The organism is Paenibacillus sp. PK3_47 (assembly GCF_023520895.1).
Lineage (GTDB): Bacteria > Bacillota > Bacilli > Paenibacillales > Paenibacillaceae > Paenibacillus_AQ.
In genome coordinates this window covers 1,579,371-1,601,095 of the sequence record NZ_CP026029.1, presented here as the reverse complement: position 1 = coordinate 1,601,095, position 21,725 = coordinate 1,579,371, and the positions used below count along the sequence as shown (strand labels likewise).

Sequence of the window (21,725 nt, the reverse complement as noted above, 5' to 3'; positions counted from 1 at the left end):
AGGGGGATGCAGTAATGTACAGGGGATTCAGAAGGGGTATGGTTACCTGCCTTAGCAGCTTGGCTTTAATACTTACATTCATTTTGTTAAGCGCTTGCAGCGGAGGGGATTCCGCACAGGATTCCGGCAGCAGCACTCCGTCCATTTCTATTCTGGCACCTCTGCATTTTCCGCAGCAGCCCTCCAAGGAAATTATGGCCGAGATCGAGAAGCTGACAGGGGTCAAGCTGAACATGACCTGGGTTCCCGAAGGGGTCTATACCGACAAAATGAATACCGCACTGACCACTAATTCGCTGGCCAAGGTCACCTTTGTAAAGTTCACCGATTATAATCTGGTCAAAAATGCGATCCGTTCCGACGCGTTCTGGGAGATCGGGCCTTATCTGCAGGATTTTCATAATCTAAAAGCATTGGACAATTCCATTTTGAACCAGGCTGCTGTGGACGGTAAATTTTATGGCTTATACACAGAGCGTCCTTCCTCCAGACAAGGGGTAATTATCCGCCAGGATTGGCTGGACCGCCTGAACCTCGGCAAACCGGAAACGATTGATGAACTTTACGAAGTCATGAAGCAGTTCACCTACAATGATCCGGACGGCAACGGCAAAGACGATACGATCGGCCTGGTTGACCGCAATGATCTCGTATACGGGGTATTCAAGACGCTCAGCTCCTATTTCGGCACCCCAAACAACTGGAAACTGGAGAACGGAGGGTTCATCCCGGAATTTGTGACGCCTGAATATATGAACACAATGAATTTTATGCGGAAATTATATAATGAGAAAATTATCAACCAGGATTTCGCCCTGACCAGCAAGGAGGTCCAGAGGGATACGTTCATCCGCGGAAAAGCAGGGGTATTTATCGGCAGCATGACAGATGTGCAGCGCCTCTCTATTGAAGCTAAAGTGATTAACCCGGACGCGGAGCTCACTCTGATCAACCGGATCAAAGGGCCGCAGGGCTATAAGGTGTGGTCGATTCCAAATTACAACGGACTGTACCTGTTCTCCAAAAAAGCTATCGCGTCAGAGGCGGAGCTGAAGGAGGTGCTTGGATTTTTTAACCGGTCGATGGATAAGGATGTGGCCAATCTGATGATGTACGGCATAGAGGGGCGGCATTATGAGCTCGAAGACGGCAAAGTCATTCTTCCCGAGGAGACCTCCAAGCTGCGGGTGAACGAAGTGAGTCCGCTCTATTCGCTGATGATCGCTGATGTGGGCAACGCCAATATTATGGAAGTCGGGCAAAAAGAGCAGCTCACTGCCCTTGCCGATCAGCTCAGCAAGGACAACGAGCAGTTCCTGGTCAATGACCCCACACTGGGCCTAAGTTCCCCAACCTATGACGAGAAAAATATGGAGCTGTCACGCATTATTGTGGATGCGACCTACAATTACATCATCGGCAACATGAACGCTGAGGAATTCGCGCAGGAAATTGAGGAGTGGAAGTCCAGCGGCGGCAGTTTGGTAATGCAGGAGTATGCTGCGGCACAGGCGAAGGCAGAGTGACAAAACAATAAAACTCTGGCCATTTCGAATGAGTTGTGCGGCAGCCTTGTTTTTCTGGAGCCCGGCCGATCCGCTGGCGCTAGCCTACTCCGGTGGGCGGGTTAGCCCTCGTGTGCGATGGCGCTGATTTCGATCAGCTGTACAGGGGAGGCCAGATAGGTCACGCCGATGCAGCTGCCGGCCGGGCGGTGTTGTCCCATGTATTCCTTGAACAGCTGCATACATGGCTCGAAGTGCTCCGGCGCATTAGTCAGATAGACCTCCACATAAGCGAGGTTCGACTTCGTGACCCCAAAACCCGCCAGTACGCGATCAAGATTCTCCAGTGTCTGCCGGGTCTGGGCTTCGATATCACCCACACCAACGAACTCGCCCTCCGTATTATGGGAAAATTGTCCCGAAATGTAGATGGTACCGTTAACACTGTAGCCCTGGCTGATGCCGTGATCCCAAAGATCATGATTGTAAGTTTTAATAGAAGTCATTATATTCTCTCCTTTACTTTCAAAGTATGGTCAGTATAAAATGAACGCAAATAAAAATATAGTACGCACTATTTTGATAGGTACTATCTGAAAGGATAGCGTTAACATGAGCATGGCGGAATATAAGGGCAAAGTGAAAAATGTCAAGGATACCCCCTTCGGGTATACGTTATCGGTGATCGGGGGGAAGTGGAAGATGGTAATTATGTATCTCCTGGCCGAAAATCAGCCTGTCCGCTTCAATGATCTGAAGAGACAAATAGGAGCAATTACGTTTAAGACACTGAGTGCACAGCTCAAAGAGCTGGAAGCCGATGGAATGGTGTTACGCAGGGAATATCCGCAAGTTCCCCCGAAAGTCGAATACAGTCTCACTGATAAAGCAGAGACACTCCTGCCCGTGCTGGAGGGATTATGTGAGTGGGGAGTAAGAAACCGGCCCGGGGAGTAGAGACGCTTTTCATACAGGAACAAGACCGCTTGCTCTAGGCTGGCTCCCGCCGATCAGGTGAAGGAAGTTGCAGTTCACAAGGATGGGTATGGATGTTAAGATTTACTAAAAAGCTGGAGGAACCACATGATGATTGCATTCGAAAGGATTACAACAGACCGGTTAATCATAAGAACGCTGGAAATGAAAGATAAGGATGCTTTTTTCAAATATCGTGCTATGCCTGAGGTGTATAAGTTTCAATCATGGAAGCCAGAAGAGATCGGCGAGGTGGAGAAGTTTATCTCCGGGAATATGGCTGTTGTACCAAATACCGGCGGTTCATGGCTCCAAGTAGCTATATGCTCGAAAGATGGACAGCTTCTTGGTGATATCGGTATTCATTTTATGGATGATGGTTTTCAAATTGAAGTGGGTTACACGCTTTCTCCTGAATTCCAAGGCAAAGGCTATGCCTCCGAGGCAGTCCGGGCAGTGATCGGTTATTTGTTCAACGGGCTGGGTAAGCATAGAATTACTGCGTCGGTAGACCCTGGCAATTTGAAGTCAATCAAGCTTCTGGAGAATATGGGATTTAGGAAAGAAGCTCATTTTATTAAAAGTTACCGTATGAATAATGAGTGGTTTGATGATTGCGTTTATGCCATTTTGAATAACGAGTGGAAGGAATTGTAGCGTTACATTTAAATTATCTAACCTGGAACGTTGTTCAGTTACGTTCCTTCACCTACCGCAGATAATAGCGGTGGGTTTTTCTGCTGCGCCCTTTCCTGGATGTAAAAGGAAAGGGCCGACCCTCAGAGAGGTAACCGTAAAGAAGGGGAAGTTTGGAACTGTAGGAGCGTCAGCGTCCGCCTTTATGTTTGGATTTCTACCGCGGACAGCGGTTTAAATGAGGAAATCCAAACATAACAGCGGCCGGAAGTCCAAACATTCCCCGCAGTTACGCCCGACCTCTCGAATCCGCTAAATCCTCCCCGCCGCAGAACCAAGCGACGGGTTTAATTCTGCCCACCTTTCCAAGGATGTAAATGGAAAGGCTCTACCCTCAGAGAGGTAACCGTAACGAAGGGGAAGTTTGGAACTGTAGGAGCGTCAGCGTCCGCCTTTATGTTTGGATTTCTACCGCGGACAGCGGTTTAAATGAGGAAATCCAAACATAACAGCGGCCGGAAGTCCAAACATTCTCCGCAGTTACGCCCGACCTCTCGGACGCTTCCCGCAGTTACGCCCGACCTCTCGGACGCTTCCCGCAGTTACGCCCCACCTCTCGGACGCTTCCCGCAGTTACGCCCCACCTCTTACACCCTCACTTTTTCCATTTACATCCAACCCCATCACCCAATAATCATTTTCTCAGCCCCATCCCCCAAACCCGCCATTATGGGTAAATGATTGTTTTCGTAACCAGGCCTTCGCTGTAGTGTGTTGCTTGTAACCAATACAAGTTAAACGGAGGTCAAAAAAGGTATGAAGAAAAAATCCTTCACCCTGCTCCTGTCCGCGCTGCTGACGATGAGCATGCTGGCGGCGTGCGGCAACAACAACAATAACGGCGGTAATGAAGCGGCGGCGACAAAAGATCCGGGAACGAATTCCGGCACGACCGCTGCGACCACGGAACCGGCACCTGAGCCGTCCAAGCCGACAGAGATCAAAATCATGCTCCCGCTGAACACATCGGAAACACCGCCTGACACCATTAAAACAGAAGTGGAAAAGCTGACGAATACCAAGCTTACCTATCAGTTCTTCCCGGCAGATACGTATGAAGAGAAGCTGAACTCCTCCTTTGCGACAGGCTCACTGCCGCAGGTTACTTATCTGAAGAATCAGACGACATTCCTGCAGATGAAGGAAGCGATCAAGGACGGCCAGTTCTGGGAGATCGGGCCTTACCTGAGCGAATTCCCGAACCTGAACAAGCTGAAACCGGAAATTCTCAATAACACCAAGGTGGAAGGCAAGCTCTACACGCTGTATATCGGACGTCCGCTGGCACGCCAGGGAATTATCTACCGCAAGGACTGGGCGGATAAACTGGGCTTGAAGGCTCCGGCCAATGTCGATGAGCTGTTCGCTATGGCCAAAGCATTCACTGAGCAGGATCCGGACGGCAACGGCCAAAAGGATACAACCGGTGTGGTTGACCGCAACGAACTGGTCTATGGCGCCTTCAAAACCGTTTCCTCCTGGTTTGGAACTCCGAATAACTGGGGCGAAAAGGACGGCCAGCTGGCTCCGGAATTTACCTTCCCGGAATACATCGCTACGATGGACTTTTTCAAAAAGCTTCGTGAAGGCGGATACATGAACCAGGACTTTGCAGCTACCAGTAAAACAGATGCGGTGAATATGTTCACCAGCGGCAAAGCCGGCCTCTATATCGGCGGTTCTATGCAGGACATTGATTCCCTCAATAAGGATCTGATCAAAAACGTTCCGACTGCCGTACTCGATACACACAGTATGGTTGCCAGCCCTGAAGGCAAATTTGCTCAGTGGATGATTCCGGGCTACAACAACGTGGTGCTGTTCCCGAAATCGGCCGTCAAGGATGAAGCGGAGCTGAAGAGCATTCTGGCTTTCTTCGATAAAATGATGACTCCGGAGATCTCCAACCTCATGTACTGGGGAATTGAAGGCACCCACTATACCGTGGAAGACGGCAAAGCTAAGGCTACGGATAACAAGGAACTGATCGAACGCGAAGTTAAGGGCTACAAGGACAGCGTAATTGGCGAAGCCGAAACCAACGGGATGTATCAGCCTTACAATGTGCTGCCTGGCCGGATTCATGCCGAAGAGCTGGTTCTGGAAAATGTGAAAGTAGGGGTAGCTGACCCGACTGCCGCCCTTGATTCGGAAACTTACACTACTAAGGGTGTAGAGCTGCAGCAGATTATTACGGATGCGACTTACAACTATATTTACGGCCAGCTCGACAAAGCCGGTTTTGAAAAAGAAGTTGAGAACTGGAAGAGCCGCGGCGGTGCCAAAATTATTGAAGAGTACAATGCCGCTTACAAAAAGTAACAGTTAGACCGGGTTCACGGGAGGGCCTGATCCGTTGATACGGGCGGTCTTCCCGCTGAACTAGAGATAAAGAATCTGATTTGACACAGAAAGGAAGAGAGCCATGCAGGAGGTATCCGCGCAGCCAAGTGTTATTCCTGACCGGAAGCCGAAGGCCCGCAAAAGTAGCAGCGAGCTGAAGAAGCGGCTGTGGAGGAATAAGCTGCTGTATATTATGCTGGTGCCGGGAGTGCTGTATTTTCTGATTTTTAAATATTTACCAATGTACGGCCTGGTTATTTCGTTTCAGGATTATAAGCCTTACCAGGGGATTCTCGGCAGTGACTGGGTGGGGCTGGAGCAGTTCCGCCGCCTGTTCAGCGAGCCTGATTTTCTCAACATTTTGTCCAATACGCTGATTTTGTTCGCCATGAACATCCTGATTTATTTTCCGGTCCCGATCATTTTGGCCCTGATGCTGAATGAATTGCGGGGCAGCTTTTTCAAAAGAACGTTCCAGACGCTGATCTATCTGCCGCACTTTATGTCCTGGGTTATCGTGGTCTCCATCACCTTCGTTATGGTTACGATGGACGGCGGGATTATCAACGAGCTGCTGACCGTTTTCGGCTTCGAAAAGGTGAACTTCCTGCTCAATCCCGGCTGGTTCAGACCGCTGTATATCATTCAGGTCATCTGGCGCGAAGCGGGCTGGGGCACGATTATCTACCTGGCAGCCATTGCGGCCGTCGATCCGGGGCTGTATGAAGCCGCGCGGATGGACGGAGCGGGACGCTTAAGACAAGTATGGCATATTACGCTCCCGGCAATCCGCAGTGTCATTATTACTTTGCTGATTCTGAAAATAGGTTCCGTGCTGGATCTTGGATTTGAGCATGTCTACCTGATGCTGAATTCCATGAACCGGGGAGTCGCGGAAATTATTGATACGTATGTGTATACCGCTGGTATGCAGCAAGGACAGTTCAGTTACAGTACAGCCATCGGCTTCTTCAAGTCGATCGTGGGGCTCATTATGGTCATGGCGGTCAACCGGCTCTCCAAAAAAATGGGCGAAGAAGGCGTTTATTAGAGTAAGCGGGAGGTATCGGAAAAATGGTAGAAGACAGAACGATAGGCGGGAGAATATTTTCCGCTGTCAACTTTATACTGCTGGCCCTGTTCACGCTGGTTACGGTGCTGCCGTTCATCCACGTAGTAGCAGGCTCCTTCACCACCAGCGCGGAGCTGGCGGCTAACAAATTCGTGCTCATTCCAAAAGTCTGGAGCTTTGAGGCATACGAGTTTATTTTCTCAACGAATACGATTTTCCGGGCGATGGGGGTTTCGATCGGGGTTACACTCATCGGCACAGCATTCAGTATGTTCATCACAGCATTGATGGCTTATGCGCTGGCCCGCAGAGATCTGGACGGACGCAATGTGATCAACTTTCTCGTTGTATTCACCATGCTGTTCCACGGCGGGATGATCCCCACGTTCCTGGTAGTCAAAGAACTGGGACTGATCAACTCCTATGCAGCGCTTATTCTCCCGTCGGCAATCAGTGCGTTTAACATGATTATTCTTAAAAACTTTTTCCAGAATATCCCGGAGGGGCTGGAGGAATCCGCCAAAATCGACGGCTGCAATGACTTCGGTATCCTGTTCCGCATTGTGCTGCCGCTGTCGCTGCCTTCCATTGCAACGATTTCCTTGTTCTACGCCGTAACGTACTGGAATACGTACATGAGCGCCATTCTGTATTTGGATGACAGTGCAAAATGGCCGATCCAGGTGCTGCTGAGACAAATCGTCGTACTTGCCAGCGGTATGGATTACAGCTCTACCTTGGATGCTGCCGTGCCGCCGCCGGATCAGACGATCAAAATGGCTGTTATCGTGGTGGCAACCCTGCCGATTCTGATGGTGTATCCGTTCCTTCAGAAGCATTTTGCCAAAGGTGCGATGCTGGGTTCGATGAAGGGCTAACCGCCAGTTGGCAGGAAGGGAGTAATGACTGTGTATAATATTGCAGACTACGGGGCAATAAGGGACAGCGGAATAATGGCGACCGGGGCGATTGCGGATGCGATTGAAGCAGCCAGCCTGGACGGTGGCGGTACCGTTGTGATTCCGGCAGGAACCTTCAGGACGGGGGCTGTACGGCTGCGCAGCAATATCGAGCTGCACCTCAGCCCCGGAGCGGTGCTTTCCTTCAGCAGTGAACCGGATGATTATCCGCCGGTGCTGTCCAGATGGGAAGGCGTACAGCGGCAGGTGCATGCCCCTTGTATTTATGGAGAGAATCTGACCAATGTCTCCGTGACCGGAAGCGGCATCCTGGAAGGAAACGGGGCACCCTGGTGGGACAAACACCGGAATCATCCGGAGGAGCTGGAATTTCCGCGTCCGACGCTGATCGGATTTTACGGCTGCAGCAGGGTGACCATCAAAGACGTGACTCTGCTGAATTCTCCAAGCTGGACGATAAATCCGGTAGTGTGCAGCAACGTTACTGTCGATAATGTCTACATTCTGAATCCGGCGGATTCCCCCAATACGGACGGCATTAATCCGGAGTCCTGTTCAGGCGTGCGGATCAGCAACTGCCATATCGATGTAGGTGATGACTGCATTGCAATCAAGGCGGGAACCGAGGATACGAGTGAGCGCATTCCCTGCGAAAATATCACCATCACCAACTGCACCATGCTTCACGGCCACGGGGCTGTAGTGCTGGGCAGCGAGATGAGCGGTGATATCCGCAATGTAACCATCAGCAACTGCGTGTTCAAGCAGACGGACCGCGGTATCCGGATGAAATCGAGGCGCGGGCGCGGAGGGACGGTTGAAGATATCCGGGTCAGCAACATCGTGATGGAGGATGTCATCTGTCCGTTTACGATGAACCTGTATTATTTTTGCGGCCCCAAAGGCAAGGAGAAATACGTATGGGACAAAAATCCTTATCCGGTTACGGCGGACACGCCGCTGTTCAGACGGATTCATTTTGCCAATATTACGGCACGTAATGTTCATGCTGCGGCAGGGTTTCTGTATGGATTGGCTGAACAGTTTGTCACGGAAGTGACCTTCACGAACATTGATATTTCCATGGCCCATAATGCCGTGCCTGGCCACCCCGACATGATGACAGGGATCGAGAATATGAAGAACCGCGGATTCTATCTGGGCAATGTGCGGGAGGTTCAATTTCAGCAGGTGACGGTTGAGAACCATGAAGGCCCGGCCTTTTATATCGAGAACGGGGACAAGGTTGAAATGTTGAACTGCCGATCCAGAAATACAGTCAAGCCCGAAGTGCTGGTAGAACGGGTTGGTGCAGAGACAGAGTCTTTTGAGCGCATGTAAAAAGGGATGAAGAAAGCAGACCGGGAGGGTCTGCTTTTTGCTGTAAATGGCGTTATATGGGGATGAACAGGAGGCTTACGCAGCTGTTTTCGCTTAGCGGGAACCAGTCCGGTGGTATTTGGTTATATACAATTATAGACGAATGGAAAATAGCCCCTTGCTCTTCTTTTCCTTTGCAAAGGAAGCAGGGTTTGTGTATGATTAGTACCAAGTACTAGTACCAGATGATATAATGAGTTTGAAATAAAGCAATTACTATATCGAAGAGGTGATTTCATTGACAGGTGCCAAAATTACAGCGATCGGATCTTATGTGCCCGCGCGGAGATTAACCAATAATGACTTGGAGCAGATGGTGGAGACCAATGATGAATGGATTGTCCAGCGGACCGGCATCCGGGAGCGGAGAATCAGCCGTGACAATGAATACACCAGTGATCTGTGTGTTGCTGCCGCAGAGGATATGCTGAGACGGTATGGTAAATCTGCAGATGATATTGATATGGTGCTTGTGGCTACAAGCACGCCTGACTTTTCGTTTCCCTCTACAGCATCCATTATTCAGCACCGGCTGGGGATTCCGCTGACTGCGGGAGCTTTTGACCTGAGTGCTGCCTGCGCCGGCTTTGTCTACGCTCTGCATACTGCCCATGCATATATCCGGTCAGGCTTGCACCGTAAAGTGCTCGTTGTCGGTGCGGATGCGCTCTCCAAAATTACAGATTACAGCGACCGCAGCACCTGCATTTTGTTTGGCGATGGGGCAGGGGCCGTGCTTGTGGAGCAGGATGATCGGGAGGATCACTTCCTGGGGTTCCATCTGGGGAGTGACGGCGGCGGCGGACATCATGTGTACCGGAGCGGCTTGTCCCGGACGGTCAATGGCATGGAACTGGCGGATACAGGCATGCTGGTGCAGAATGGCCGGGAAGTGTTCCGCTGGGCGGTGAGAACGGTACCTCAGGGTGTGCAGCAGGTGCTGGCGAATGCCGGGGCGGAGCTGGCGCAGGTCGACTGGTTTATTCCGCACAGTGCCAACCTCCGGATGATTGAACCGGTCTGTGAGCGGATGAACTATCCGCTGGAGCAGGCGTTATACAGCCTGGAGTATTTCGGCAATACCTCTGCGGCCAGCATTCCGCTTGCACTCGATCTGGGCATCCGGGAAGGAAAAGTGCAGAATGGACAAAAGATTCTCCTGTACGGATTTGGTGCCGGATTGACGCATGCAGGCCAGCTTCTTAAGCTGTCATTAGATCCAGCGGCTGCGCTTCCTGCCCCTCTTTAATAGGGTTTTATGCAGGGGAATGTGAAACGATTGGATAGGGGAGGCCTGTTTTCCGAAAATTCAGGTTGGATTATGTAGTGAAATCGTCGGTAACAAGATTTGTTTTCGGGATGGTTTAGAGAATGTTTTGGAAAATAGCGGAGCTTTCGTTGCGTTGTATGGTGTGGTTAACGAAGATGTTCGTCGAATTATGAGAGTGGGAGGAAGTCTGCGCAGGGAATCGGTTACGTAAGCCTTGACTTGGTGAAGCCAGAGGGAGGAGCTTCCTGCTCTTTATAATATTCAATGATTTGGTTTGCCTTAAAAAGCGGCAGATCAGTCTGCTGTACTGTTGACTGCCTTGTTGACTAGCCGTGTTATCGAAAATGGTCTCATGGAGCGTGTACAGATCAGTTGCGGATCAATTGCAGATCAAGTGCGAATCAAGTGCGAATCAAGTGCGAATCAAGTGCGAATCAAGTGCGAATCAAGTGCGGATCAGGTACAGATCTTGTGCGGATCAAGTACAGATCAAGTGCGAATCAAGCTAAGTGGAATTTCTCCATCTAATTCTCCGATAAACACCGGCATTCAAATACTAGTTGGAAAAAGTCCACTTAAATGTACTGAATTAAGCTCCAACAGCCCTTATCCGCCCGAATAACTGGAGAATTTCCAATTAAAGCTGATAAATGATGAAAAAAGACAGAATTAAGTGGAGGAAATCCAACTAAGCTATAAAGCGCCTGATCATTCTAACAGATGGGGACTCTGCCGTACCCTGATAATTACAGAAAGACGATAATTATCAGCACTTAGAACACCATCCCACACCGCACACCGCACACCGCCTTTTTACTTTTTATGGTTATATGAAGTGAACGGATTGCACCTTATGCAGCAGAAAGAAGCTAAATCAGCCGAAAAACAGGATCTGCTGCAGTTTGTGCAGCAGATTTTTGAGAATGTGCTGTTTTGGGGCGATATTCCCGAATTCTGCTCCCCCTTTTACAATAGAATCAGTTTTTAGCTCCGTTTCTTAACAATCTATTGCACAAAATACACTCATCCCATGGATTGCACATTTTTGGCCGGGGAATTACAGGAGCCGTTCGTCCTTACCCCTTCAGTAGACTCCCGCAGGATTCGCGCGCAATCAGGGCCGGTTCAACGACGAAGGAGCCGCCTTCGGACTGGTTGTTGATGAGGTCAAACAGCATATGTGCTGCGAGCACACCGAGACGTTCTTTGTTCTGGCGGATGGTGCTCAGTGTGGGGCTGGTGTATTTGCAGGCTTCAATATCGTCGCAGCCGATGATGGCGATGTCCTCCGGGATACGCAGCCCGTGCTCCTTCAAAGCGCGGATAGCGCCAAGGGCCAGCAGATCGGAAGCGGCGAAGATTGCCCGGGGCAGGGGACCGGCTTCAATCATGGACCGCATAGCCTCATATCCGCTGCCTTCAAAAAAATCCCCGCCGTGCACGAACCAGTCCGGGTTCATCGCCAGTCCGAAGTCCTCGATAGCCTTGATGTATCCCGCTTCCCGCCGGTTGGAAATATCCGAATCCGCTGTGCTGCCGATAAAGCCCAGTTCCCTGTAGCCCAGCAGATAGAAATGTTCCACCACTTTGGAGGAAATCTTATAGTTATCTGACATCACATACCCCGACTTGCTGCCCTGAAGCTCCAAATCCACGCCGATGCAGGGAATGCTGCTCCTATCGAGATCACGTATTGCCGGCTCCATCTGCTGCCCGGAGACAATAATACAGCCGTCCACATGGAAATGCTGGCATCTTGAGAAGTAATCCCCGCCGCTGATAAATTTCTCATTGGAAAAGAAAATCAGATCGTAGCCCAGCACCCCCATCTGTTTCTTGAAAGAATTCAGCACCTCCACAAAAAAAGGATGCGTAAACTCCACATTAAGCTCACCCGCAAAAATAACCCCGATCAGGTTGGACTTCTTGGTGGCCAGCGTTTTGGCAGAGTTGGAAGGGGAATATCCCGTCTGTTCGATAATTTCCAGGACCCGCTTTTTTGTTTTTTCCGAAACATCACTGTAATTGTTCATGATTTTCGAAACTGTGGAGACGGAGACGCCTGCCATTTCGGCGATTTTTTTGATATTCATTACCATGGTACAGCCACCCTCCACATGAGATCTATATCTTGAAAAAGCTTGCAATAAGCATACTGGATTATGTATGAATTTCTTGTTCCTGCTGGCAGAAAGTATCATTTAAAGTCTATTCATATCCGTATTGCAAGTCAAACACATCCTTCATAACCAGAGGCCTGATCCAGAAATTCGGACACCCAAAACCGAAATTTTGCGCCTTTACAAACCTTGGAATGTAAGCAACAATAGGGTTGTCGAAACCGATTTCGATCTTTGGCTTGAATAACGAAATTACGAATTCGAGGAGGCATGAAGAGGATGAGAAAAAATGTTTCTGCGGCTCTGGCAGCTGTAGGGCTGATTACCGGGCTGCTTGCTCCGCTCGGAAGCGGCACGGCTTCAGCAGAAGTATCCTGGCAGCCGGAAGCAGGCAGAACGGCGGCAGTTACAGCCCGCCCGGATATGGCGGCATCTGCCGCAGCGCAATCAGGTAAGCCAGGGGGAAGTGCGTCAGCTTTGGCAGGAGCTTCTGCAGACCGGACTTCAGCAGCTGTAGAATTGAAAGCGTTTACTGATATGAGTCCGAATCATTGGGCCGCCGGTTCTGTGCAGCGCTGGAACAGTCTGGGTGTAGTCAGCGGTTATGGTGACGGGACGTTCCGGCCGGGTACGGAATTAAGCAAGGCGGAGTTTGCGGTGATGATCAACCGGATTTTTAATTACCGGGCAGAGGCGGCTAAGCTTCCGGATGATGTCAGCAGAAACGCATGGTTTGCCGGCGATATCGCCAAGGCCATAGCCGCCGGATATTTCAGCGCCGGTCCGGACAATACCCTTGCTCCCTCCGCCAAGCTGTCGCGCGCAGAGGCGGCTGTGGCCCTGCAGAGGATTTTCCGGCTGAATGCCGGTACAGAGAAACCTGCCTATGCGGATTTGAACGGTGTTAGCGGTGAGGCCGCTGAAGCTGTGCAGGCGCTTACATCAGCAGGCTATATCCAGGGTTATCCCGGCGGCCAGTTCAAGCCGGACAAGACGCTGACCCGTGCCGAGTTTGCCAAAATAGCCGATCTTATGGTATCAGGACTGGTGTCTGAAGCAGGGGATGCCGCTCCCGGAACGATACAGGGAAATGTAGTTCTGAGCCGCGGGGATATTGTGCTGAAGGATACGGTGATCGAAGGCAATCTCTATCTGACTGAAGGCATCGGTGACGGCAGCGTCCAGCTTCAAGGCGTGAAGGTGACAGGTACAACGTACATCCGCGGCGGCGGGGAAAAGAGCATCGGGCTGCTTAACAGTGAGCTTGGTGCGGTGCAGGTAGACAAACCAGGCGGGAAAATACGTATTTACGCCAGCGGAACTACCTCGGCAGGAAATACGGTTCTGGCATCCGGAGCTGTGCTCGAAGAAGACAGCACCCTGACCGGTACCGGATTCTCCAGTGTGGAGATCCCCGCCGGGCTTAAAACAGTAACACTCAAAGGAGAGTTTGCTTCAGTAGCTACACTGGACTCTCCTGAAGCAGGCTTGGCGCTCACCCTGTCCGGGAAGATTGGGAAGCTGAAGCTGGGCAGTCCCGGCAAAATTACGCTGGCCGATCATGTGCAAATTGCGGAGCTGCTGATTACGGCAAGCGCCAAGGGAACAGCGATTCAAGGCAGCGGCAGCTTCGGCACGGTGGAGAATCAGGCCGAAGGAATTACGGCCGGCGGAACCGTTTTGAAGCAGGGCAGCAGCGGCAAGCTGACGCTGGCCCCGCCAGCTGCAAGCCAGGCACCGGCGGGCGGCGGCTCTTCAGGATACAATCCTGCACCGGCTCCGGCATCAACGCCGGCACCAACGGCTACACCAAAACCAACCGCGGCACCAACGGCAACGGCTACACCGAAACCGGCCGCGACACCGGTACCAACGGCTGATCCGTGGACGATGGTGTGGAACGACGAGTTCGATGATGAGAGTATTGACCCGCTGAAATGGACCTACGACCTGGGAGACGGAACGGTGGTCGGCAATCCGGGCTGGGGCAACAATGAGCTGCAATGGTATACGGATGATGAGAAGAATGTGAAGGAGCAGGACGGCAAGCTGATTATTACCGCACGGAAAGAAGCGGTGGGCGGCAAGGAGTACACTTCTTCGCGGATCAAAACAAAGGGGTTGTTCAGCAAGAAATACGGTAAATTTGAAATCCGCGCCAAGGCGCCTACGGGAAAAGGGCTCTGGCCTGCTATCTGGATGCTGCCTGAGGATTATGTGTACGGCAACTGGGCCGCTTCCGGCGAGATCGATATTATGGAAGGCTGGGGCAGCCGCCCGGACACCGTTGCCGGAACGATTCATCATGGCGGCGGATGGCCCGATAACTTATATACCGGCAAGGAATATGTTTTCCCGGAAAATTCAACGATTGCCGATTTCCATACGTATGCGATTGAATGGGAGCCCGGCGAGATCCGCTGGTATGTCGACGGCGTCCTGTATTCGACCAAAAATGACTGGTACAGCATCAGCAGCGGACAGCCGGCCAATAATGCGTATCCGGCACCGTTCAACCAGGAATTCCATCTGCTGATGAATCTGGCTGTCGGCGGCAATTTTGACGGCAGCCCTACGGCAGAGACCGTGTTCCCGCAGTCGATGGAGATCGACTATGTCCGGGTGTATGAGCTGACGGGCCGGCCTTACCGGGAGCCGCAGCCGGTGCAGATTGGGAAGGAGCCGTACCCTGAAGGCTACCTGCCGGCACTTGAAGACGGCAATCTGATTCATAATAACAATTTCACAGAGCAGGCTGAAGGCGATGCCGGAATGGGCATACCGAATACTGCACATTGGGTGCTGTACAAGGAGGCCGGTGCGGACGCAGCCGTATCGGTTGAACCGCTGAACGGGCGGAATTTCCTTAAGGTAAACATCAGCAGTCCCGGCGGCAATTCCTACTCCATTCAGCCTCAGGCGATTGTCTCGCTGGCCAAGGGAAGATTTTATAAACTAAGCTTTGATGCCAAAACAGAGGGTACACGCAATATCAGCGCCAGGCTGACCGGCGGCGAATCGAGGGGCTTTCAGGCCTATTCCCCGTCGCTCAAGGCAGATCTCAGTTCAACGTTGACCCGGTACGAAATGAGCTTCCAGATGAAGGAGAATTCCGATATTGCCACGCGGGTGGAATTCAATCTCGGGACGAATAATCTTCCGGTGTGGATCGGCAATGCCACGCTGGTCGAGCTGGAGAGCATTCCTTTTGATCATGACAGCTCCAAAACACCGCTCGGCAGCGGCAACCATCTCTATAACGGCACCTTTGATCTGGGCGAGATGAACCGGATGAGCTATTGGCATACATTAGCCGATGGAGGCGCTGAAGTCAGCGCAGCCGTGGATGAAGACGGCCGGTTGCAGCTGCAGATTGCAGGGGAGGCCGGTGAAGAGGCTGATGTCACGCTGCTGCAGAAGGGCATCCAGCTCGTGCAGGGGCAGGATTACAAGGTAACCTTTGATGTGGAAGCCTCTGCCGCACGTACAGCAGTTATTGAACTGCTGGCTAAGGACGGAACATTATATGCATCCAAAGAGCTGACACTGCCCGCAGGAGTACAGCAGGTTGAGGCGGTTTTTGAAGACCTGGCCGGAAGGGCAGATCCCGAGGCCCAGTTTGTACTGCATCTGGGCGGCACAGCGGGTACGGTGAGGCTTGATAACTTTATGCTCGAGCGCACAAGCGTTTATTTTGATCCGTCACTGGTGTATTATCCGCTTGTGAACGGAGATTTCAGCTTTGGTTTTAACAGCTGGGAACGGCTGCTGACGGAGCAGGGAGGGCAGAGTACGGCAGCTGCGGATACCGGGGCCGCGAAGTTCAGCATTTCGAATACAGGCAGCCAGCCGTATTCCGTCATGCTGTTCCAGAACGGGCTGAAGACTTCCGCCGGCATGGATTATGTGATTGAATTCGATGCCAGCTCCAGCGTGGCCCGCAAGATTACAGTTAATGCGGAAAATGCGTCATATCAGCCTTCTTTGAGCAAAGTTGTTGAATTAACGCCGGATACTGCACATTATAAGTTCGAATTCCGCCAGGGTGTGAAAGACACGCTGTCGCTGAAATTCCTGCTGGGCAAGGTGGAGGGTGTGAGCATCCCGCAGGGGCATGATGTAATCATCGATAATGTAAAATTCCAGATCAAGAATGCCCCGGCCAAACCGCAGGAGCTGCTTGGTGACACTACCAGTAACAAAACCGGACAGCCAATTGAGCTGAGCTTCATCGACAATCCGGAATGGCGGGGGAAGATCACGGCGGTTAAAGTAGGCGAAACGGTACTTCCAGCCGGGCAATACAGTATTCAGCCCGGTAAGATGATCATCGCTGCAGAAGCTTTTGCCGGTGAAGGCAGTTACACGGTGACTGTAGAGGCAGAAGGATATGTAAGCGCGACGGTGCAGCAGAGTATTCTGCCGGCCGGCAGCAACCTTGTCGTTAACGGCTCCTTCAGCAGCGGGGCAGCCAGCTGGAGTACCTGGTCCGGGGAAGGCGGCGTCTCCAGCTTCAAGGTAAACGAAGGCGCAGCCGAAATCGGGATCACAGCGGCCGGGTCGCAGGCCTGGCATACGCAGTTCTTCCAGGAGGGAATTCCGCTGGAAGCCGGAACAACATATGAGCTGAGCTTCCGGGCCAAGTCAACAGTCCCAAGGCAGATTATTGTTGAATATACCGGGTTATCCGAGCCTCCGGTGCAGGCCAAATTTGAGCTCGGTTCAGATTGGGACTCCTACACTGGGAAGTTTACCGCGGACAGAGCCATGAAGCTGAAGCTCAATTACCTGATCGGTGCAGCGCTTGGGGACGACCAGACGGCGAATGGAACACCGCATACCCTTACTTTTGACGATATCATTGTACAGCCTGCACAGGACGGCACGGTACCGCCGCCTGTAAGCGGAACACTGGATAATGGCAGCTTTGATCCGGAAAAGGGGATGGCAGGCTGGACCTCCTATTTCGATGGAACAGGCTCGGCGGAAGTGCTGGACGGTGAACTGCTGGCTTCGCTGACCTGGACCGGGATGGCAAGTTACAGCGCCCAGGTCGACTATGCCAAGCTGAAGCTTGAGCAGGGCAAAAGCTACACCCTGAAGTTCTCGGCGCGCTCGGACATTGACCGGCTGATCGAGGTGGCCGTGGAGCATAACGGCGGGGATTATACGAAGTATCTCCCGGCACAAAAGGTTGCTCTAACGGGTCAGATGACGGAATACAGCTACACCTTCACCATGGAAGGCGCTGCGGATGACGGTGCACATCTTGTTTTTCTGCTGGGGCTGATTGACGGCAACAGCGCAGAGACGAATGCGTCCATCAATGCCGGAAATAAGATTTACATCGACGAGGTAAGCTTAACGGGAACGCCGTAGCTTCCGGGCAGACATTCATGCCGCCCAATCGCGGCACTCCGGACATCATTGCTTCAGTTTAGATTATAATACAGAAAAGGCCATGGTTCCTGATCAGGAATCATGGCCTTTTTATTGTTTTTTAGCAAAACGGGGAAAGCTATATTTAAGTTTCTTTAGGGATAAACTCGAAAATTTTGCCGTTTTCCAGCGATTCGATCAATTTGAGCAGCCAGCGGTAGTATTTAATCGCTTCTTCAATTTTGATTTCATCGGTATTCAGCAGCACGGTGAGCTGCTCGTCTCCGGCATATTCGGTTTTCATTTGTCTGATTTCGGTTAGCGATTTGGACAGTGCGGACATGTTGCCTTCCACTGCTTTTCTCCATTTGATCGAGAAATAATCACTGAAGTTCTGGTGCCAGTCGGGAACAACTTCGAAAAGATCCTTACGGGTGCCTTTGCCCCAAACCTTGTCGATCATCTTCAGGTCCAGCAGCGTGCGCACGCCCGTACTCATGGATGTCTTGCTCATTCCCATCGTCCGGCTCAGTTCGTCCAGTGTCACAGGTCCCTGATTAAAGTACATGTACCCGTATAAATGCCCGATGGATAAGGTGATTCCGTACAAATCCATATTTTTGCCGATGGAATCTATGACACGCTCACGCGCTTTGCTGATTCTCTCTATTTGTTCGGGCGGCAGCCCTTCTAAATCGTTCATGATGTCCCTCCTGAGGATTAGGCTTATAAAGTGCAAACCTCTCAAATGTAATGTAAACATATCCCTGTCAAGAAGTAAAGAAATCATGGGAAACGGAATATGGCGAAAAACAGAGTATTCTATACGTAAAGTACGTAAAGTTAAAACTGTACACTAATTTTTTAGCGTATACGAGCTTTGCGTCTCTTTTCACAACTCCGTTACACTTAGTGAGACGAAAAAAACATACCTGAATATCAAAGGGGAAAAGGAGGTCACCATGGCAATTATAGAGGTGAAGCAACTTACCAAAGTATTCGGTAACGATGCAGGACGCGCCCTTCCATTATTGGAGCAGGGGTGGTCGAAAGAGAAGATTGCCCGGGAGGCCAAGCTGACTGTAGGGGTTAACAAGGCCGAGTTTAGTATCGATGAGGGAGAAATCTTTGTCATTATGGGGTTATCGGGCAGCGGTAAATCGACGTTGGTCCGTTTATTGAACCGTTTGATCGAGCCCACCGGGGGCCAGGTTCTTTTTAAAGGATCTGATGTTGTCAAAATGAACCCCGAAGAGCTGCGCCGGTTCCGGCGTAAAAATATCGGAATGGTATTCCAGAAGTTTGCGTTATTCCCGCACCGCACTGTGCTGGCCAATGCTGAATACGGCCTTGAAGTTCAAGGCGTCGACAAAAAAGAAAGAACACAGAAAGCTATGCAGGCGCTGGAGCTGGTAGGCCTTAAGGGCTGGGAGAACCACCGTCCTGATCAGCTGAGCGGAGGCATGCAGCAGCGTGTAGGTCTTGCGAGAGGTCTTGCCAATGATCCCGATATTCTGCTGATGGATGAAGCGTTCAGTGCGCTTGATCCGCTGATCCGCAAGGATATGCAGCAGGAGCTGCTGGAGCTGCAGGCGAGAGTGAAAAAAACGATTGTCTTTATTACACATGATCTGGATGAAGCGCTGCGGATCGGAGACCGGATTGCCCTGATGAAGGATGGTGTTATTGTCCAAATCGGCACACCGGAAGAAATCCTGATCCAGCCTGCCAACAAATATGTGGAGCGTTTCGTCGAGGACGTGGACTTGTCCAAGGTACTGACTGCTGCCCATGTCATGCGCCAGCCGGAAATGATCCGGCCGGAGCGGGGTCCCCGGGTTGCCCTGCAGCTCATGCGGGACAGCGGGGTATCGAGTCTGTATGTGGCGAGCAATGAAATGAAGCTGCAGGGTGTGATTACCGCGGACGATGCTTCAAGAGCACTAAAGGAGAACAAAAGCATTCTTGAAGTAATGCAGCGGGAAATTCCCCGCGTAAGTCCGGATACGCTGCTGAATGACCTGTTCGAGATGATGTCGGAGACGCATCTGCCGGTGGCTGTCGTTGATGAAGGCGATAAGCTGAAGGGGATTGTCATTAAAGGGGCTATTCTGTCCGCCCTGGCGGGCAATGCGGATCTGGAAGGGGGCCTGACTCATGAACTTTCCTAAGATGCCAATCGGATCAGCTGTAGAGTGGCTCGAAGATTGGCTCATGACTTACTTCGGCCCGTTCTTTGATCTGATTCACACCATCATCGGCGGAATGGTAGGCGGCATTGAAGCCGCACTGACATTCCTTCCGTCCATCGTGCTGACCATTATTATCGCCGCTCTGGCGTACTGGATCGGCAAATGGCGGATGGCGTTATTCGCGGTAATCGGACTGCTGCTGATCGACAATCTCGGTCTGTGGGATCCTTCGATGCAGTCTTTGGCACTTGTACTGACAGCTTCGGTACTTGCTGTATTGATCGGGGTTCCGCTTGGTGTACTGTGTGCCCAGAGCAAAGCTGTCCAGAACACGGTAACGCCGATTCTGGACTTTATGCAGACCATGCCGGCGTTCGTGTATCTGCTGCCGGCGGTATCCTTTTTCTCGCTTGGCGTAGTTCCCGGTGTAATTGCTTCTATTATATTTGCGATTCCGCCAACTATCCGGCTGACGAATCTGGGTATCCGCCAGGTGTCTCCTGAGCTTGTGGAGGCTGCGGATGCATTCGGTTCAACGGCAGGCCAGAAGCTGTTCAAGCTGCAGCTGCCGATTGCCATGCCTACCATTATGGCTGGTATTAACCAGACGATTATGCTCTCGCTGTCCATGGTTGTTATTTCATCCATGATCGGTGCACAGGGTGTAGGTGCCTATGTCTACAGAGCAGTATCGCAGGCCAAGACGGGCGCGGGTTTTGAAGCGGGGATTGCCATCGTCATTATCGCGATTCTGCTGGACCGTCTGACCCAGAATCTAGCTAAACCCAAAAAACAGAAATAGGAGTGTGACCGGATGAAGAAGAAAAGTATAGGATTACTGTTACTGGTACTGCTGGTGGCCGCTCTGGCCGGATGTTCGTCACAGGGAGGAAGTACAAAAGTGAAGCTGGCCTATGTGGCCTGGGATTCGGAAATTGCCAGTACTTATGTTGTGAAGGAAGTGCTGGAATCGAAGCTGGGGATGTCCGTGGAAATGCTTCAGGTTGATGCCGGTCCTATGTGGGCAGGGGTTGCCGACGGAAGCGCAGATGCGATGGTAGCCGCGTGGCTGCCGGGTACGCATGCTTCCTACATGGAACAGTACGGAAATGATATCGAGGATCTGGGTCCCAACCTGGAAGGAACCAAAACAGGGCTTGCAGTCCCGACTTACATGGAGATCAGCTCGATCGAGGATCTGAAGAATGCGGATCTGGCATCTTCTCTCCAGAACCGGATTGTCGGCATTGAGCCGGGAGCCGGAATTATGATGTCTACAGAGAAAGCTATTACGGATTATGAGCTGAGTGATTATACTCTGCTGGAAAGCTCCTCGGCTGCGATGGTGCAGGAGCTGCAGAAGGCCTATGCCGACAATCAGCCGATTGTAGTGACAGGCTGGACTCCGCACTGGATGTTCGCCAACATGGACCTGAAGTATCTGGAAGATCCTAAGGGTGTATACGGCGGGGCTGAACAGATCCATACTATGGTGCGTACAGGCCTGAAAGAGGATATGCCGGAGGCTTATACCTTCCTGGATCAATTCCAGTGGACGCCTGAAGAGATGGAGCAGGTGATGGTAGACATTCAAGGGGGCAAATCGCCTGAGGATGCAGCCAAAGCATGGGTTGAAGCCAATGCAGACAAGGTAAATGCCTGGATTGCCGGAACAGAAGCTGCCGAGTAATTAAACCTGCAGATAGCCAGCCGGCAATGATTTTGCAGCCTTTTAAATTGTGTGCTATGATTAATTCCATCTAAGGCTACAATTCTGTAACTTGTACGGCCTAAACGTTCTTTATTACGATTTCATATGCATACACTCATGTATAAACACCCCGTAAGGGGTGTTTTTCTTGAAGAAAGGAGA

General features: G+C 51.4%; 15 protein-coding genes. 12 read left to right on the top strand and 3 right to left on the bottom strand.

The window, feature by feature from the left end:
- Positions 1-83: 83 nt before the first annotated feature.
- Positions 84-1,526, top strand: coding sequence for an extracellular solute-binding protein (locus C2I18_RS07220; protein WP_249900583.1), 1,443 nt, complete (start codon positions 84-86; stop codon positions 1,524-1,526).
- A 101-nt stretch (positions 1,527-1,627) separates the two neighbouring features.
- Here C2I18_RS07220 and C2I18_RS07215 read toward each other — a convergent pair whose 3' ends face one another.
- The gene (locus tag C2I18_RS07215) at positions 1,628-2,011 is read right to left on the bottom strand and encodes a RidA family protein (RefSeq protein WP_249900582.1); all 384 of its coding nucleotides are present in this window, start codon (positions 2,009-2,011) and stop codon (positions 1,628-1,630) included.
- Positions 2,012-2,117: 106 nt separating this feature from the next.
- Here C2I18_RS07215 and C2I18_RS07210 point away from each other — a divergent pair, with 106 nt between their 5' ends.
- From C2I18_RS07210 to C2I18_RS07180, 7 genes are all read left to right on the top strand, one after another.
- Positions 2,118-2,462 (top strand): winged helix-turn-helix transcriptional regulator, encoded by a 345-nt coding sequence (locus tag C2I18_RS07210; protein WP_249900581.1) that lies wholly within the window; start codon positions 2,118-2,120, stop codon positions 2,460-2,462.
- Between the two features lie 126 nt (positions 2,463-2,588).
- The gene (locus tag C2I18_RS07205) at positions 2,589-3,137 is read left to right on the top strand and encodes a GNAT family N-acetyltransferase (protein ID WP_249900580.1); all 549 of its coding nucleotides are present in this window, start codon (positions 2,589-2,591) and stop codon (positions 3,135-3,137) included.
- Positions 3,138-3,932: 795 nt separating this feature from the next.
- Positions 3,933-5,498 (top strand): extracellular solute-binding protein, encoded by a 1,566-nt coding sequence (locus C2I18_RS07200; RefSeq protein ID WP_249900579.1) that lies wholly within the window; start codon positions 3,933-3,935, stop codon positions 5,496-5,498.
- Between the two features lie 103 nt (positions 5,499-5,601).
- Positions 5,602-6,570: an ABC transporter permease gene (locus tag C2I18_RS07195; protein ID WP_249900578.1), complete on the top strand. Its 969-nt coding sequence runs from the start codon at positions 5,602-5,604 to the stop codon at positions 6,568-6,570.
- Positions 6,571-6,593: 23 nt separating this feature from the next.
- The gene (locus C2I18_RS07190; RefSeq protein WP_249900577.1) at positions 6,594-7,469 is read left to right on the top strand and encodes a carbohydrate ABC transporter permease; all 876 of its coding nucleotides are present in this window, start codon (positions 6,594-6,596) and stop codon (positions 7,467-7,469) included.
- Positions 7,470-7,493: 24 nt separating this feature from the next.
- The gene (locus C2I18_RS07185; protein WP_249900575.1) at positions 7,494-8,852 is read left to right on the top strand and encodes a glycoside hydrolase family 28 protein; all 1,359 of its coding nucleotides are present in this window, start codon (positions 7,494-7,496) and stop codon (positions 8,850-8,852) included.
- 277 nt (positions 8,853-9,129) lie between these two features.
- Positions 9,130-10,140: a ketoacyl-ACP synthase III gene (locus tag C2I18_RS07180; protein WP_249900574.1), complete on the top strand. Its 1,011-nt coding sequence runs from the start codon at positions 9,130-9,132 to the stop codon at positions 10,138-10,140.
- Positions 10,141-11,237: 1,097 nt separating this feature from the next.
- Here the strand turns inward: C2I18_RS07180 and C2I18_RS07175 are convergent.
- Positions 11,238-12,254 (bottom strand): LacI family DNA-binding transcriptional regulator, encoded by a 1,017-nt coding sequence (locus C2I18_RS07175; protein ID WP_249900573.1) that lies wholly within the window; start codon positions 12,252-12,254, stop codon positions 11,238-11,240.
- 306 nt (positions 12,255-12,560) lie between these two features.
- On the opposite strand from C2I18_RS07175, the gene C2I18_RS07170 reads away from it, so the two are divergent.
- Positions 12,561-17,660, top strand: coding sequence for a carbohydrate binding domain-containing protein (locus C2I18_RS07170; protein WP_249900571.1), 5,100 nt, complete (start codon positions 12,561-12,563; stop codon positions 17,658-17,660).
- A gap of 145 nt (positions 17,661-17,805) precedes the next feature.
- On the opposite strand, the gene C2I18_RS07165 is transcribed toward C2I18_RS07170, so the two are convergent.
- Positions 17,806-18,363 (bottom strand): GbsR/MarR family transcriptional regulator, encoded by a 558-nt coding sequence (locus C2I18_RS07165; RefSeq protein WP_249900570.1) that lies wholly within the window; start codon positions 18,361-18,363, stop codon positions 17,806-17,808.
- A 259-nt stretch (positions 18,364-18,622) separates the two neighbouring features.
- On the opposite strand from C2I18_RS07165, the gene C2I18_RS07160 reads away from it, so the two are divergent.
- The 3 genes from C2I18_RS07160 to C2I18_RS07150 are packed head-to-tail and all read left to right on the top strand — an operon-like array spanning position 18,623 to position 21,542.
- Positions 18,623-19,831: a quaternary amine ABC transporter ATP-binding protein gene (locus C2I18_RS07160; RefSeq protein ID WP_249900569.1), complete on the top strand. Its 1,209-nt coding sequence runs from the start codon at positions 18,623-18,625 to the stop codon at positions 19,829-19,831.
- On the top strand, positions 19,818-20,654 hold the full coding sequence (locus C2I18_RS07155) for an ABC transporter permease (protein WP_249900568.1): 837 nt from the start codon (positions 19,818-19,820) through the stop codon (positions 20,652-20,654). The genes C2I18_RS07160 and C2I18_RS07155 overlap by 14 nt, the downstream gene beginning before the upstream one ends.
- A 12-nt stretch (positions 20,655-20,666) precedes the next feature.
- A complete protein-coding gene (locus C2I18_RS07150; protein ID WP_249900567.1) occupies positions 20,667-21,542 on the top strand; it encodes a glycine betaine ABC transporter substrate-binding protein in 876 nt (291 codons plus the stop codon).
- Positions 21,543-21,725: the final 183 nt, after the last annotated feature.